This is a genomic window from Pseudodesulfovibrio sediminis (genome assembly GCF_020886695.1).
GTDB lineage: Bacteria > Desulfobacterota > Desulfovibrionia > Desulfovibrionales > Desulfovibrionaceae > Pseudodesulfovibrio > Pseudodesulfovibrio sediminis.
The window spans coordinates 3,412,937-3,428,894 of record NZ_AP024485.1 but is presented as its reverse complement, the minus strand read 5'-3'; the positions used below and the strand labels follow the sequence as shown (position 1 = coordinate 3,428,894).

Below are 15,958 nucleotides of genomic sequence, written 5' to 3'. Positions count from 1 at the left end.
CCATGCCCTGGACAGACATTACTTTTACAACTCCACAACCCCTGCAGGCCGTCCACGAAGGTCTGCAGGATTGCCATGCAGTTGCCCCCGGAGAACTGGACAACAGCACGGCGCGGCTGAACGCGGTGAAAGGATCCGTGGCTATTTCCACCAACCCTGTTGCGACAACAGCTTCCGGCGTGGCCGCTCTGCGGACGTCCATGGAGGGGCTGCTGCAGGCCGGTGGCCGATTCGTGTGTGTGCATCCGTATATCCACCCGCTGGGTGACCGGCGCGGTGACTACGCCTATCTGACGCCACAACAGGCTGCAGAGGGAATGGCGGCCAAGCTCGCTGACCCTATGGACTCTCCTGGCGAGGACACGCTGCAAGCAGTGCTCCTCATGTTGCGCGGCGTTGAGCATACCGACTTCGTGGAGACACTGAATGCGTTCAACACTGTTTTCCCCGTCTCGGAGCTGCAGCTCGCAGAACGGCGCGCCGGACAACTGGCAACCCTTGAACAAGACAAAATGATCCAGACCACCGGGCCGGTACATCCGGCATGGCGTGGGCAGGATCCACGCCGACATGAACGCGCCAAAGACATGGGCACAACTCTGGGCGCGCAGGTTGCCCTAGGCGAAGGATACGCCATCGAGGCCGTGCGACCAGAAGACGAGCTGGCCGCGCTCATCGACAAAAAGAAGGCCCTCCTTGAACAGCTGGAAACAGACTGGACCACATTGCAGGACGTGATTCAGGGCGGCGCAGGCAAGGGACTTGTCCTGAACGGCAACAGCGGCAGCATTCACCGGCAACTGGTCGAACTTCGACCGCCGGTCGAGGGCTACAAGCTGGCCGCCGTGTGTGCATGGATCGGGACTGCTGAACACATGACCTTTTTCCGGGAGCTGTTAGGCATATGAGCTTTCTTCGGCTGGATCAATATGACGTACCAGGCAAGAGCCTGAAGATAGGCGGAAGCATGGATATCCGTGCCTCGGACGCTTCGGGCGAGACGAGCAGTACCGACGAAGTGGACAAGGGAACCAAGGCCAAGAAGCTGCCGGTTTCCCTCGTCATCCCTTTCACCAATGAGACGGACCTGAAACAGCTCATCCGTGTGGCTGAAGCCAAAAAGAACGGAACGCGGAAGGTCTACACCATCACCAACCGGACCGCCAATGTGGCAGGCATCCGACAGGTTCGCTTTGCCGAGGGGTTCAGTTGGCAGGAAAAAGACGGGCTGCATGCCTGGGACGTGTCTTTCACTCTGAAGGAGTACCTGTCCAACCCTGAACGAGTTGAGCAGCGGGAGACGAAATCGGCCTCCGTGGTTCAGACAAGCCAGGGCAAGGCAACGGACGAAATAACGGAAGTAGCCGGGACCGCCGAAGCCATTGCCGAGCCTTTGACCGGCCTGGAACGAATCCTTAAATTCATGGATGATTTCCTGGCATGAAATTACGCAAAACCCTTTTCATCAATGACACGCCGGTCAAGCTGGTGGAGGAAGACGTCCTGCTCTCCCTTTACTCCCCTGGCCGGGCGGTGTTTCAAGTACAAAGCCCTGAACCTCTGCACGGCATCGTCCGGCTGGAGGTCGGCTACTCCACCCAGGACCGGGACCAGGTCTATTTTATCGGCGTGATCCGGACCAGCGAGATCGTGGACGGCCAGCAACAACGGATCCGTTGCCGGGAGCTGACCGCCGCCCTGTATGCGCCCCTTCCGGCAGCCCTTCGCCACCCCACCTTGCAGGAAGTCACGCAATGGTATGCGGACCGGACCGGCCTACGGTTCGTTGTCCCTGAAAAGCCCTATGCCGAAAAGCGTGTCCCGGCATTTTATGCCCTTGGCAGCGGCTTTCATGGGGTTGATTCTCTGGGCGCGATTTTCGGAATTCAGGACTACATATGGCAACAGCAAGGCGATGGCTCAGTCTTCGTCGGTTCATGGCAGGACTCACGCTGGGCCACCCGGCCCGTTGTTCTGGATGAAGGCATATTCAACAAAGTGACAGGCTCCGGCGAAAAGCGATCCGCTGTGTTGCCCCAGCTCCGGCCCGGCGTCCTGCTGAACGGCAGGTATGCGGTGCGCGTCAAACTCAAGGGCCATGAAATGGTGACAAAATGCGAGAAGTCGTTAAAAAGATAATCCTCAAGCTCTATCCTGAACTGGATGCAGGGCTGCACCTTCCACGCTTTGCGCGGGTACTGGCCGTCAATGACGCGCCCAAGGATGGCGGCACGTCCGAGCGATTCCGACCACGCTACGCCGTGGACCTTGAGATCCTGACCCCGAACGGGGAGCGGGACGAATCTTTCCCGATATATGAGGCCGTGCAATTGCCCGTGCCTTTGGGCTGCGGACAGGAGGCCGGGCTGTTTGGCTTCCCGGAGCCGGGCGTCATCGTCGAGATAGGCTTTGCCTATGGCCGGGCCGATCATCCCATCGTGCGCCAGATCTATCCGCAGGGCATGAGCCTGCCCACCGTGGACATGGGCCAGCAGCGTTGGCAACAGTCGGCGGCGGTGTTTCAGGACGTGGACAAGGACGGAAATTGGACGCGCAAAACAGACATGGCCATAACCGACACATCACTGCGCCGGAACATCGAGGCCGTGGAGAATGAAGAGCAATATTCCCGCGACCACCGGACCATCCGCGAGAACAGCGTGGAGGAAGTCGGTGGGTTCAAAATACTGGAAGCACTCGGGGCGCTGCGTCTCCGCTCCGGTGGATCCGCGAACCTTGTGGCCGTGGATAATATCAACCTGACCACGACGCGGGACTTCACCCTGACGGCTGCCCAGGATCGCCATGAGGTGACCGGGCGGCACCACACCTCTCTGGTCAAGGGCAACCTCGAGGAGACGGTGAACGGCAACCGCACTGAAGACGTTGGCGGGGACAGAATAGAATCAACCGGCGGGGACATCACCGCTGACGTAGGCGGCAGCACGACCAGCACAGTCGGAGCCGAGTCCACCGAGCAGGTCACGACGACGAAAACGATTGAAGCGGAATTCATCAACCTGGTGGCGACGACGGTACGCATGGGCCGAGGCGGTGGAGGGGTCAGTCTGTTGCCCACCCTCATCGCATTCATGGAGGAAGTCCGCTGCGCGCTCCAGGACCTGGCCGACCATGTTCACCCCAGCGTGGGGAATTGCGATGTGCAGAGCGAGGTGGCCGGGCATTCCAGCGCGGTGGGTGGGCTGAAGGGGAAGCTTGGAAGTATTAGTGGTTAAAACTTGAACCATTAAGCAGTTTTTACCCATTCAGAAAACCAAAAATTCTCGTTTTCCTACTATAATACAAATATGCTACACGCGTTAACGGCGGATGTAAAAATACGGAGAAGCATATGACTTGGATTATTGTCTGCGTTATTGTTGTGGTACTATTTATTTGGTTAGGAAAACGGACAAAGGGAAAAGATGAGAATCCCCCATCCCATGCAACTATAACCACGACTTCAGACGACTTTGATGAAGTTGACACCCCTCATTTTCTTGCAGCGCCCCAGTATGACAAGCCAATCCCAATATGGACTGGCAGCCAAGAGTTTGAGTTTTCATACTTGAACTCTGACGGCAGCAGCAGAACCCGTAGGCAAGTCACGGTAAAGTCTATCGAACAGAATAGATTCGGCACATTTTATTTCATGGGACATTGTCATTTGAAAAATGCAGAACGCACCTTTCGCGTGTCGAGAATAACGACCATGGTCAAAGTAGACGGTGGCAAAAAATACAAAATGGATGCGCTATTTAAAGAAGTCCTGGAACTCCCTTTTAGTATCCATCCAAATGTTCAACAGCTTAGAGAAAAACGTGACAAGGATTTGCTTTCGAGATTTGCAAAATGTGCCTGGGAAGGAAGTATGGACATTGAATTCGACTCCCAAAAGGGGACCTTAACAAGGGTAATGATCTCAGAGCACAAGCATCCTTATTTTTGGTTTAAGACAGATGAAGGGTCCAGGTATAAATCCTTGCGATGGGTTAATACCTATATTCGCTGCAAAGACGGCACTATTGGAAAACGAAAGTTTATACACGAACATCTCGGTATTCCTACTAAGGGTATTAACTGGGAATAGCTACTTGACACAGCCCTGCATGGTATGGCCTACTGCCTTAACGGTGTTTAGTCACACCATTCAAGGCGGCAGCCACACCCGTGAGTAGTGGTTTTTTTGCGCCCGACGGAGGGGGCAAAAGTGCATAATTTATTATGCCGGGTGGTGGCCTAATACAATACCCTTCGGGGGAATAAGCCAACAGTTCCTTGAGCTGTGACTAACCACCCGGCATTTTGCATTTCGCAAGATGTCTTAGTCACAACTCAAGGAGATGCCCCATGGCACACACGCCCCACCCTCACGCCCCTACTACTGTAGACGCGCTACGGAACCACCCCAACAAAGGGGCGGTATTATGACCGCAAAAGACGCCCCCAGACTGACCCCGCGCAAGGCGCTCTGCCGCCTCCAAAGCATCGGCTACGCCCTGGAGGAACTTTCCATCCTCTCCGAGACAGCCACGGCCAAGGACCTGACCAGCACCCTCTACGTGCTGTCCCAAATCATCGAAGAATCCACAACGGCGGTCCAGCCGCTCGTCCACAAACACGCCCCGCGCAAAATAGACAGGGAAGCATAAAACAAGCCCCCGGCAGAAAAACACTGCCGGGGGCTTTTTAGTTATTTTGGGGGACTAAAAACTAGCCCCCCCTCCTAATTCCGTAGTGGACATATATAGACATTCTGTATACTGCAAATGTTAATTTTTAACATTGAGAAAAAAGAGACTAATATGACGTATTCTACGACTCCCGCATATAATGGTTCAATTCTTCACACGCTCTTCAGTTTTGAAGGTCGTTGCACTCGTTTAGATTTTTGGTTGAAAGGGTTTATTATAGGGAAGATTTTATTTATTTTGGCTTTTACACTACCACAGCCATCTTGGCCGGAGGGGATGGATACTCTTGTTTTTGTTCCTATTGTCATTCTAGGTATTTGGATAGAGTTAGCAGTTAGCGTTAAGAGATTTCACGACCGAGGTCACGCTGGCGGGTATGTTTTGTTCTCTTTTATTCCACTGGCTAATATTATTGTATTTATTCAACTTGGCTTTTTGGATGGAGTCCATGGTGCGAACCTTTACGGACAAGATCCAAAAGGTAGGGCACAAGTGACTTCATAAACCCCCGCCCAAAATTAACAGGGAAGCATAAAAGAAGCCCCCGGCAGAAAAACACTGCCGGGGGCTTTTTGGGTTTGGGGGATGGAGGTACTAGCGCCGGAAGTTGTTCCGCAGAGCGAATGCGAACAGGGCGGCTTGGACGGTGATGAGGAGTTGCCAGAAGAACATGAAGGCGCGCAAAGCGCTAGAAGGTTCATCGGAGGCTGCTTTAGTCAATGGGATATACCTAAGCCACTCGCCAATGACATGGTCCACTTTTGCAGGATCAAATTGCATCCACGCAAAATGCTGATATACTTCAATGCCCGTCAATATCAATAACGGCAAAAAAAGAAGCAACAGAAACACCTTAAAAGCCCGACGCGGCCACTCCCCAAAAAAGCTAGACTGCTTGTAAAGCCACAACATAAACCAATTGAACTTCACATTCTCACTTTGCCCAAGCAGCTTCAACTGTGCTTCCTTCTCAGCCACATGCCATCTGGACGCCTCATATTCGTTGTTCTCGGCTTTGTATTTGGCCTTCATACGCTGGTAAAAATCGCGGGTGAGCTGAAGCCTGTCATCCTCGGTGCATGCCTTGATGCGGTCATTCTTTTCCCAAGGGGAATCAATGAAATGGATATTGGTTAGGTCGCGTTGTTGGGTGAGGTCTAGACAGGTGGGATCGCAATTTTGGAAGGTAATGGCCTCTGAGGAGATTCTGCAGTTAGCAAATTTGAGAATAGTATTTTCATCTATTTTAATTAATCCAAAAAGAAGCTTAGTGTTGCATTGTGTTCCTGAGTAATCTGCGTTCTGACAGAAGGTCGTCTTGATAAATGTTGCGTCTCCATCGAAAATGGCCCGATTAAAGTACGCCATTTTCTTAAAGGTGGCCTCAATAAAATCTATCGCCCCATTAAAGGTGGAATTCTGTAAAAACACGTCTTCGTGAAAAGTCGCTTTGGAGAAAAATCCCATATTGAAGTTTGTTCCCAAAAAAAGTGCATTCCCACTGAATATAGCCTCTTTGAAAAAGACTGCACCATCAAAGGTGACACTGCGAAAGCAGGCGTCCCTCTTGAAGGAAACTTCATCAAAGAGTGCCTGACCTCTTAAGGTAACACAGTCAAAAAATGCATGTCCTACAAACTGAGCATGTTGAAATGTGATACAAGGCAAAATGCAATCTCGATCAAAGCAAATATCTCCCGGAAATATAGTTCCACTCAAATCGCATGGCGGTACCTCTTCCCCGAGATCTACCGTAGCCTGTATACGCTCTGACACCTGTTCATTGAATCCATCGACAGATACACCCTTATGCTCCGCCGGGGCATGGAATAGGCAATAGTCCTTGCCGTCATCCGAATCCGTATAAACAACAGGTTGCGGATCATCCCACTCATGTTCTTCGCATTTGCAACAGCCCACTGAATGCCTCCCATTAATTTGAGAAACGGTATAAGATCACAAATTCAACTGCAACCATTCAAATCAAAATAGATTCACACTCCGTCGGTCCACAATAAAAACAAACACCGAAAAAAATCACTCCTCCGCTCCCGCCTTCGCGCTTTTTCGTCCGTTTTTTGCGCAAGTTCAAAGACACGCAAAGCACCCCCCGAAACGTTGTGGCTGTAGGCGGTTAAAACAATTAACCTTTTCGCAATGTTTGCAAGTCGGTGCAGCTCTGCGCCATTTTGAAGAGCGTCCGACCTACTGACCAGAAATCAGTCAGTCACAATGCCCATGCGGGTTTCCGGGTTTTTTAAAAACTCAGGGACTTTTCAAATAGGGGAAAGGGTCCTGTCGCAGAGCAGCTTTATAATGGCCGATTTAGTTATAATCCATGCGGGTTAAAGGCTTCAAAGGTGGATGAAGTCGGCGTTGCACAAAATCGACCTTGCCAGACTCCCAAAGTCCATATTTAGTCCATCTCCCCCGGAAACCCTTTATTTACGCCATCCCGCGACCTATTCGTAATCAGTAGGTCGTCGGTTCAACTCCGATTCCTGGCTCCAAGGAATAGTAAGGCCCCACAACGACTTATGTCGTTGTGGGGCTTTTCCTTTTTGGCCGAAACAATGGATTATACGCATTTTGTACACACAAAGCTCATAAGGCATTCTTATTTTAGTATCTATAGGGGCCAGGGGGTGTATATCTCTCCAAGCCAAATCCTATCCAAAAATGTATTTTCCCAAAAGAGGCTGTAGCACGAGAACACTGTTAATTTCATAATTCTTCTTCAACAGTGCTGGGGGACTTTCACGCAAGCTTCGGACACCAAAGATGAGTATGCGCAGGCTCAAATTTATGCAGCGATCGCTCCGCACTTTTAGCGAGATGCCAGGATATCCAAACATGAATACGAATGAGCTGAAATTCCAGACTATGATCGGCATGACGGCCATCATGCAGCAGCCTGTCACGACTTCGAGGACGAAGAAACATTCGCCATCTGCCACGGACTGCACTACCTCCACAGAGGAACTTCTAAAATCCATCCAATCAATAAAACAGTTGATAAGGATGAGATCGCTAGGAGCGTCGCTTTAGACGCCGGAAGAGACTTTGCCTGGCAGTGTCGAGATGGGCATCCAGGCAGACGTCCTAACTCGGCTTCTGTCGGAAGCATAGTAACGCACGGTGCTCTGACGCTGTGCGGCCATCTTCGACCAGAACACCTGTGCCATAAACAAGAACGTGATCCCGGCCACCGTCCCAGTGCGCCAACAATCTACACTCGCTGAACGATCCCGAGTTGCCCGTCAACGCGCAACTGTTCCCCGTTACGGAACTTTTTGAGTGCTCCCCGGATAAACATGACCGCTGGAATGCCAAGCTCACGCGCCGTGACCGCACCGTGAGAAAGCGGGCCGCCGGATTCTGTGACGAGAGCTGAACACTTGTAAAAAAGCGGCGTCCATGACGGATTCGTCGTCTTGGCCACCAGAATAGCGCCTTCCGGCATATGCGGAAAATCCTCAACGCCGTGGACGAGATACGCTTCTCCTTCCGCTGTTCCTGGGCTACCTGGAACCCCCTTGAAAACACCTTCATCGGCTATTTCCATTTCGTCGGAAACACCGATCGCCCACACAGGCTCCGTTTCGAACGCTTTTAGATGCAGCTCTTTTCTCTCATGGATAGTCGCAAGCAGTTCCTCAGGCATACTCTCAGAATGAATGGATTCTATCTCCGGCTTACTGAGAAAAAAGAGGTCATAAGGATTCTCCAATCCAAGATGAAGGCCAAAGGCCCCTATAACCTTTCTAACAAGCGGGTTGATACGCGTCGTCTGGAAATGTTCCATGTCATCGAGCCAGGAGAACTGACGTGCCAGCCGAATCAGCTCGTCGGCAAAAGGGCGCAGATCCTCAGGAGTTCGTTCCATTACTTGCATAATGCAGGCAACCCTTCGCTCGACCAGTTCCCCTTCCCTTGTGTCGGAAGCTTCCTGCCCTGAAGTGGCAACGACATTCACGAGGTCAAGCACAACATGGGGCGCTTCGCCCCAAGTCGGCACATGGTAGTCGAAAGTCGTCTCCCGATGACCATACTGGCTGAGAAAGCGCTGGAAGCGGTCATTGAATTCCTCATGGCTGTTTATTTCGGACAGTGCTGTCTCGCCACCCTTGCCGAGCAAATCAAGAAGCGATTGCTCCTTGCGGGCAATCCCCGCCAATGTGGCGATACCTTTGTTGACCTGTCCCGTTTTCGCGCCACAATCAGCTATCAAACCTTTGAGTATGCCTTGGGCTTCAAGCTGATCTCCCGTTGTGAGCATCAAATACTCGAACAGGGTTCTCACCAAGAAAGATTGAGTCATTGAGATGGCGATATTGGGCTTGAAGTACTCGCAGGAAGCATTGAAGAGTTCTTGAAAGTACTCATGATATTGAACCGTGGACGTAAACGAATTGAAGTCGATGGTTCCAAGCCGTCCCACGCTCATGAGGAAGGTGTCCAGGTCGGACGCCCAATCATTGGGCAGGTCGACAACCCATTGAAAACGCTCCCGCAAAAGGGGCACCTGTTCCCTGAGTCGGTCAAAACTACGCATGTCGATCGGACGGTTAAGCGCCAGCAATTCGACGGCATTCTGGTTGCCATAGATGTAGGAGTCGATCCGTGTGAACCATGGACGCGTCGGCAGGCTGATCCCCATGAGATCAAGCGAATGCTCAAGAGATTGGTTAAACGCCTCCTCCACATAGCTCCAGGTCAAGGGCGTAAGTGGCTCGGGGAAACGTTCTGCAGACTCATCCCGCGTGTAGCGGGGAGGTATTTTGGTCAACGGACGAGATTGCAGTATGAACAGTTCCCCTTTCACCAGCGCCCATTCGATATCCTGCGGCGATCCGTAAGCCTGCTCGATCCGTTTGGCTGTAGCCGCGATCTCCTGGATCTCTTCATCGGACAGACACGGAGCATCCTTCAAATTCTTGGGGATGGCCTGTTCAACCACTCCTTTGTCCGACAAGACAATTTGATGTTCCTTGGTGTTGACCCGGCGCTCCACTATGGATGACGCCGCCGGATCGACCAGCCACGAGTCCGTCACAGCCTCGCCCCCGACAACAGACTCGCCTACACCAAAGTTGCCTTCGATAAGCACATGCTTCAGCTCTCCCCCGACCGGGTCCACGGAAAAGACCACCCCCGAACTGTCGGGGGAAAGCATCTCCTGGATGACCACGGCCATGGAAGCGTCCTCCTGGGCAAAGCCGTTATGAGTCCTGTAGCGAACGGCATGGGGACTCCACAATGAAGCGAAGCACTTTTTCACCGCTTCAACCACATCCTCACGAGACGTATTCAAAAATGTATCGTGCTGTCCGGCAAAGGCTGCGGAAGAAAGGTCCTCGAAAGTAGAAGATGACCTGACGGCAAATCGTGTCGAAGCGGAAAAACTATCAAGCATTAAGGCCATCTTTTCTTCCACCCCTTCGGGCAGTTCAAGAGACATGACCCGCTTCCGCATAGCTTGGCATTGCTCCTCAAGCACGGATTCGTCATTGAGATCGAAGGCAGGAGGAGCCGGGTAATTATCATGGTAAAAAGACGCTCCCACGACGATGCCGCCAGGAACATGGAACCCCATGGATGTCAGACGCTTGAGATTGTGACCCTTGCCTCCAGCCTCTTCAACGCCGCTTTGTACGGTGAAATCAGTGATGCTCATGTTGCCTCCGTTATTTGATCTTTGAAAAGGCGGCCTGCTTCTTTGATGCGTTGCGAAACGCAAAACCCAAACAGGAATAAAAGCAGACAAGGGAAAGCGATGCCCCGCAGACTAGGTCGATGAAGTAATGATATCTCAGATAGATAGTCGAGATGACGAGAAGGATAAACGGAACGACATAGACTCGCCACAAGGCGCGGTCGAACCGTGCAAAGAAAAGGAGCATATACAGGCCAACCCCCACGTGGAGACTGGGAAAAACGTCATACCCGGACGACCCTGCTGCCACCATCATGCCGTTGAGCCAGGTAAAGACGAATCCTTCAACCGGCGTGGTCAACATGTGGGCATAATACGCATATGGCCCTTGGGCGGGCACCAGCGTGTAACCGGTTATCCCGAAAGCATAGAGAACGAACAGCCCTGAACAAAAAGATAACAGCTTGGGCAGGTCAGCCTTGATCCCGTAATAAAAAAAACTGAAGAAAAGAAATACGATGAACAGCATATATCCAAGGCTCATTATTTCCGTCATAGGCTTGGAATAAAACTGCTGGGCCCATACGCTCAAATCTCCGCCGACGAGAGACACATCGATCGCGGCCAGACTCGCATCGCGGGCTGTGAGGCCAAGAGCGGGAACGACGTACTTGATGCTGGTGAATGCAAAATTCATCACAACGACATTCCAGAGAAGCCGGAATCGATTCGTAAGCGGGCCAAGATATTTCCGGCCAAAAAACATGAGAACGCCATATACGGCCAAGACGAAAACGTAAGCGGACATCCAGCCATAGGCGTGTGACGATAGAGCGAGCCGTATCAGAATCTGCCCCAGCATGAGGATCATGCAGATCTCATGGGCGAAGATATTTGAAAAAGACTGCATATCACCGTTCATCGTCCGCATTCGAGCCACTCCTTCGCCAATACGTTGCTGTGCCTGATTTCCTTTCGTCCACCAGCCAACATATTGAAGACTTGGGCCAACACTTTTTTCCATCTCCAATAGACGGCTATCCCAGTCGCAGTCATCGCCGAATATCCGACTAAGCCAAACACCGCCCATGCGGGATTGAACAATGCCAACAGGAAATAGGCTGTGGTCTGAAGAAACAAAAGGGGAGTACCAACAAGAATCCGCCAGAGGGTGATTACGTTATCGTCATCGGCCAGCAGCCTCGCCGCGACGCTTCCCCCCAGGACGGGCAAGGCGTTAACGATGAATGCCCCTGCAACAAAAGGTGTGAGCAGCAGTAGTTCAAGCGCCACTCCCGCTATGCCCCCAATAGGCACTACCGGTACGAGAGAATGACGGTCACGCCCTTTTATGGCGTCGTCAAAAACGGCTCGAACATGTTGAGGGACGCTCCCCGCCCCATAATCAAGGCATGCCTGCCTGTGAGATATTGTCTCGTCCATGCTCACGACAACGTCGGCGAACAATTCGCCCCTGCGCTGACTTTCCGCATCGTCAAACTGAACGGCCACTGAAGCCATGGCTTCCGAAATGCGTTCAGTAAGTTTCTCGAGATCCTTTGTATCCTGACTGTCGACAATGATGTGCCGGCCAAAGTAGATCTCCACAACACTGCGAAACTCAAAACCCCTTTCGTAATGAAGTCCGACTGGGACGATATGCACAGGTATGCCGTCCGCTTCCTTGACCGTCAACTTCGCGAGGTATGCCATTCCCTTTTTCACAGGCAACAGTTTAGGGCCAAGCTTGCTCGTTCCTTCCGGGAACATCATGACTCGTCTGCCATTGACAGCAGCCACCGCTGCTGTTTTCAATTGCCGCAGATTCTCCTTGTTCTCGGCAGTTGTCGCCGGATGTCGGTATATGGACACGCAATCCCCGAGGAACATCCGCAAATAGGCAGACCGGGTAAGGTTTTTACCGGCGATTCCAAGCGTATTGTCGAGAACGGATTCCATAACGAGGCCATCAACCGCCCCATTTCGATGGACGCAGGCATACAGCACCACGCCGGAACCGGGCACGTCGGCAATCCCTTGGACCCGGATATCTCGGAAGTACGTCCTGAAAAGTCGGTTCCTTGCCCATTGCATTGTCCGCTTAAGCATTTGCGAATTCCAAAGCGAGCTTCTTGGCCCCGGCCAAATCCTTCTTTCCGGTCCCCAGCTTCGGAATTTCGGCAACGCTGTAGAACTGAGACGGGACGGACAACGAATCGACGCCAGCTTCAAGCATTGCGCCTTTCAAGGTGGAGGGATCTTCCATCCCCTGAACCAGAGCAACAATGCGCTCGCCTTTCTTGGCGTCCGGGATGGCAACAGCGGCAGTATCGATTTCCCCAGGTGCGACTTTAAACAGGGATTCTTCCACGGCGGTCAGGCTCACCATCTCTCCGCCGATCTTTGCGAAGCGCGAGTATCGGTCCATGATGACCAGGAAGCCGTCGGGATCGACACGGCCTTTATCGCCGCTCTTGTACCAACGGACACCATCCTGCTCCACGATAACTTCGGCAGTCTTCTGCTCATCATCAAGATATCCCTTCATAATCTGGGTTCCACCAATGAGTATGAGGCCAGCCTCCCCTTCAGGGAGGTCCTCAAGGGTCTGGGGATCAACGATTCGGAAGGCGCTTCCAGGGAGGGGCAGCCCTACAGTCCCGGCCTTGGAGCCGACCTGTACGGTGAAATCGCTCAAATTGATAACGTCCGGTGTGTTGACGCTGGCCACGGGAGTGGTCTCGGTCGTGCCATATCCTTCATAGACTTCCAGCCCGAACTTTGCTTTGAAGGCGTTTCGGATTTCCTCGTTGAGCTTCTCGGCCCCGGCCACGACAAGACGCAAGGAAGAGAACATGAGTGGATGCAATCGGCGATTGCGGGCATAAAGCCCCAAAAACGTCGGGGTTGCACACAAAAATGTCGCTTTGAACTTCGCAACAACCTGGCCGATCTTTCGAGCGTCCGTCGGATCGGGATGACATACAAGCGGGATGCCTTCTATCAAGGGCATGAACGTCGTCGCCGTCAGTCCAAAGGCATGAAACAGGGGCAATGCACCCAAAAACACATCATCGTCCTTAGCATTGAACAGGCTGGAAACCTGCTTCACATTGCCCACGATGTTTTCGTGCGTCAGCATGACGCCCTTCGGCGTACCCTCGGACCCGGAACTGAAAAGGATTGCTGCGGTGCTGTCCAACGGAACTTTGCGGAAGAACAAAAGGCGCAACAGACTTGTAGGAAGCACCTGAACCATTGCCATAGTGCGGAGGAATCCCGCCTTGGAAATATTGTCCTTAAGGGTTTCCATGTGAAACACAGTTAAACCCATCAATATTCCCTTCAGGTCGAATCCCTTGGCCTTCAACCGGGTGACAAACTTTTCCGAAGTCACGACCGTCTGAATCCCTGCTCGAGCCAAAGCCTTCTGCAAGGAATCAGGGCCGACCGTATAGTTGAGATTGACCACAGTCTTTCCGCACATAAGCAGAGCCATGTTGGCGATGGTTCCGCCCGCGCTGGCTGGCAAGAGAACGCCTACATTTTGTGCTCCCCGTGTTTGCTTGGCGAGCAAACGAGATACCAGCACGCATGTGGCAAGAAGTCTCCGATGGCTCATTTCTGCCCCTGTGGAATCGGCAACAGCCCGTTGCCCCATCATACGTTTTGCAGTCTTGAGCCATGCGATATGGATGGGATCGAACGTGTCCGAATAGTACTTCCAAGCATCAATGGAGAGGTGCGTGACACTCTGCTTCACATCATGCGCGGAGGCATCCGACGAAAGAGGCTCCCCGAAGCATACCGTGACGTCGCGGACTTTCCGAATTCTGGACATTTCACGAAGGCGAGGAGTAGCAAAGGAAAACGCACTTCCCCACAGCCCTCTGAGATAGAAGGGTATGATCGTGCAGCCGGATTCCTTCGCAGGCCCTTCGAACCCTTTTTTGAACTCTCCGAGTTGACCATTACGACTGATGGCACCCTCGGGAAAAATGACGATGCAGTCTCCATCGCTCAACGCCTTGGCAATATCCTTCAGAGCAGTTTTGCTGCCTCGCGGAGAGATCGGTATGACGCCCAAACGCCTGAGAAACCAGTTGAGGTACCAGCGCTCATAGATGGCACGTTCCATAACGAAACGCAGTCGGCGTGGCACAGCCAGCGAAAGCACGGCCCAATCAATCCAACTGACATGGTTGCCCAGCAAAAGGACACCACCTTCAGCCGGGACATTGTTAAGACCGGCAACGAAAAGATTGTACCGCTGAGAAAAAACAAGATGCATCACATACCTGAGCAGGGACTGGGGCAGTTTGTACAAGGTGTAGACCATCCCGCCGCACACTACCACTGCGAGGATGTAAAACAACGGAATGCTTCCCAGCCCGACCATAGACATGACCAGCGTCAGCCCGAGAAAGCCGAGCATAAAGATATTTTGTATAAAGTTGTTGCCTGCAAGGACTTTGCCCGACTCACCCGCCCCGGCTGTGAACTGAATCAGCGAGTTCAGCGGAACGATGACCAGGCCACCGAAAATACCATACGCGAAGATCAGCGAGGCCAATGCCCACCGGCTTTCGATCGACGGCAAAAAGAAGAGGCAGGCGGTCATGCCGATTGCGCCCAACGGTATTGTTCCGGTCTCAATGTAATTGCGGGACACCTTGCCCGCCATTATGGAGCCGATGATAATACCGACACCCCCCAATGAAAGCGTGCCTTGGGCTATAATGGTATTGGTTTCACCGGCGACATCCTTCAGGTGGGCACCAAAAGCGGCGAGAAGCACTTGGTTGACGGCCCAGAAAATGGCCAAACCAATGATCGACAGCCAGATAACCTCACTCTTCTTCACCAGTTTTATGTTGGATTTCAGATACCCGCCACGCAAATACTTCTTTCCATCCAGTAACAACTTGGAATCACCGGACTGCTTTTCAGGTAACGTAAAGGCGACCAGCGTTTCAAGCACGGCCCCAACGACGAGAATATAGCCGCAAGGTGCGATGGTCTTGAGTATTTCACTCGGAGTTCCTCCTGCCGCGCTCAGAAGATGCTCAAAAAAGACCGAAAAGATGACCGCTCCAGCGAGGATTGCCGCAATGGTTACCGCCTGAACAGCGGCGTTGGCCTGGGCAAGGAGATCATTGCCCGTCATTTCCTTGATATAACCGTACTTGGCAGGAGAATATACGGCGCTCTGTGCAGCCAGCAGAAATGTCAGCCCAAAGGCAGGCCAGAACAGCCCCGCATAATAACAGACTACTATAAGTATCGTGAGCGGTATTGATGCTGCGGCACAGACCTTGATCACCTTGTTCTTTGAAAACCGGTCCGAAATGAAAGCGGAAGGTGTAAACAAAAGAATGAACGGCAGCAGAATAAGCGCGTTGACAATAGCGGTTAAAGCAATCTGCTCCGCACCGTCGAAGCTTTTGAACACTGTATTCTGGATGATTATCTTGTGACCGAGATCAGTCATGGCGTTCAACAAAACCACCATGATGTATGACGTGAAGCCTGATATTTTCATCAAAGTCCGCATGACGTTCTCCTATGACAATAGCTTTCGCTGCAAATACTCAAGTTATAACTAGAA

12 protein-coding genes are annotated in these 15,958 nt (G+C 52.2%); 7 read left to right on the top strand and 5 right to left on the bottom strand.

All coding sequences use genetic code 11. The annotated features are described in order from the left end of the window. Positions 1–2 precede the first annotated feature (2 nt). The 7 genes from SRBAKS_RS16045 (at position 3) to SRBAKS_RS16015 (ending at position 5,198) form a co-directional block, all read left to right on the top strand. Complete coding sequence (locus SRBAKS_RS16045) at positions 3–908, top strand: hypothetical protein (RefSeq protein ID WP_229591903.1); 906 nt, start codon at positions 3–5, stop codon at positions 906–908. Beyond that, positions 905–1,444 (top strand): baseplate complex protein, encoded by a 540-nt coding sequence (locus SRBAKS_RS16040; RefSeq protein WP_229591902.1) that lies wholly within the window; start codon positions 905–907, stop codon positions 1,442–1,444. Before SRBAKS_RS16045 ends, SRBAKS_RS16040 begins: the two co-directional genes overlap by 4 nt. Continuing rightward, positions 1,441–2,139, top strand: a complete 699-nt coding sequence (locus tag SRBAKS_RS16035) for a hypothetical protein (protein ID WP_229591901.1) — start codon at positions 1,441–1,443, stop codon at positions 2,137–2,139. Before SRBAKS_RS16040 ends, SRBAKS_RS16035 begins: the two co-directional genes overlap by 4 nt. Then, entirely contained in the window at positions 2,115–3,236 is a 1,122-nt protein-coding gene (locus SRBAKS_RS16030) for a bacteriophage T4 gp5 trimerization domain-containing protein (protein ID WP_229591900.1), read from the top strand. Before SRBAKS_RS16035 ends, SRBAKS_RS16030 begins: the two co-directional genes overlap by 25 nt. A gap of 116 nt (positions 3,237–3,352) precedes the next feature. Further along, a complete protein-coding gene (locus SRBAKS_RS16025; RefSeq protein WP_229591899.1) occupies positions 3,353–4,090 on the top strand; it encodes a WYL domain-containing protein in 738 nt (245 codons plus the stop codon). A 337-nt stretch (positions 4,091–4,427) separates the two neighbouring features. Next, entirely contained in the window at positions 4,428–4,652 is a 225-nt protein-coding gene (locus tag SRBAKS_RS16020; protein ID WP_229591898.1) for a hypothetical protein, read from the top strand. A 153-nt stretch (positions 4,653–4,805) separates the two neighbouring features. Continuing rightward, positions 4,806–5,198 (top strand): DUF805 domain-containing protein, encoded by a 393-nt coding sequence (locus SRBAKS_RS16015; protein WP_229591897.1) that lies wholly within the window; start codon positions 4,806–4,808, stop codon positions 5,196–5,198. A 90-nt stretch (positions 5,199–5,288) separates the two neighbouring features. Here the strand turns inward: SRBAKS_RS16015 and SRBAKS_RS16010 are convergent, their stop codons facing one another. From SRBAKS_RS16010 to SRBAKS_RS15990, 5 genes are all read right to left on the bottom strand, one after another. Further along, the gene (locus SRBAKS_RS16010) at positions 5,289–6,614 is read right to left on the bottom strand and encodes a pentapeptide repeat-containing protein (RefSeq protein ID WP_229591896.1); all 1,326 of its coding nucleotides are present in this window, start codon (positions 6,612–6,614) and stop codon (positions 5,289–5,291) included. A 1,309-nt stretch (positions 6,615–7,923) separates the two neighbouring features. Beyond that, positions 7,924–10,371 carry a PEP/pyruvate-binding domain-containing protein gene (locus SRBAKS_RS16005; protein WP_229591895.1) on the bottom strand — a complete coding sequence of 816 codons (2,448 nt, stop codon included), beginning with the start codon at positions 10,369–10,371 and terminating at the stop codon, positions 7,924–7,926. A gap of 10 nt (positions 10,372–10,381) precedes the next feature. Further along, positions 10,382–11,281 (bottom strand): phosphatase PAP2 family protein, encoded by a 900-nt coding sequence (locus SRBAKS_RS16000; protein WP_229591894.1) that lies wholly within the window; start codon positions 11,279–11,281, stop codon positions 10,382–10,384. After that, the gene (locus SRBAKS_RS15995) at positions 11,269–12,444 is read right to left on the bottom strand and encodes a 1-acyl-sn-glycerol-3-phosphate acyltransferase (RefSeq protein ID WP_283816567.1); all 1,176 of its coding nucleotides are present in this window, start codon (positions 12,442–12,444) and stop codon (positions 11,269–11,271) included. The genes SRBAKS_RS16000 and SRBAKS_RS15995 overlap by 13 nt, the downstream gene beginning before the upstream one ends. Before the next feature lie 7 nt (positions 12,445–12,451). Continuing rightward, entirely contained in the window at positions 12,452–15,904 is a 3,453-nt protein-coding gene (locus SRBAKS_RS15990; RefSeq protein WP_229591892.1) for an acyl-[ACP]--phospholipid O-acyltransferase, read from the bottom strand. Positions 15,905–15,958: the final 54 nt, after the last annotated feature.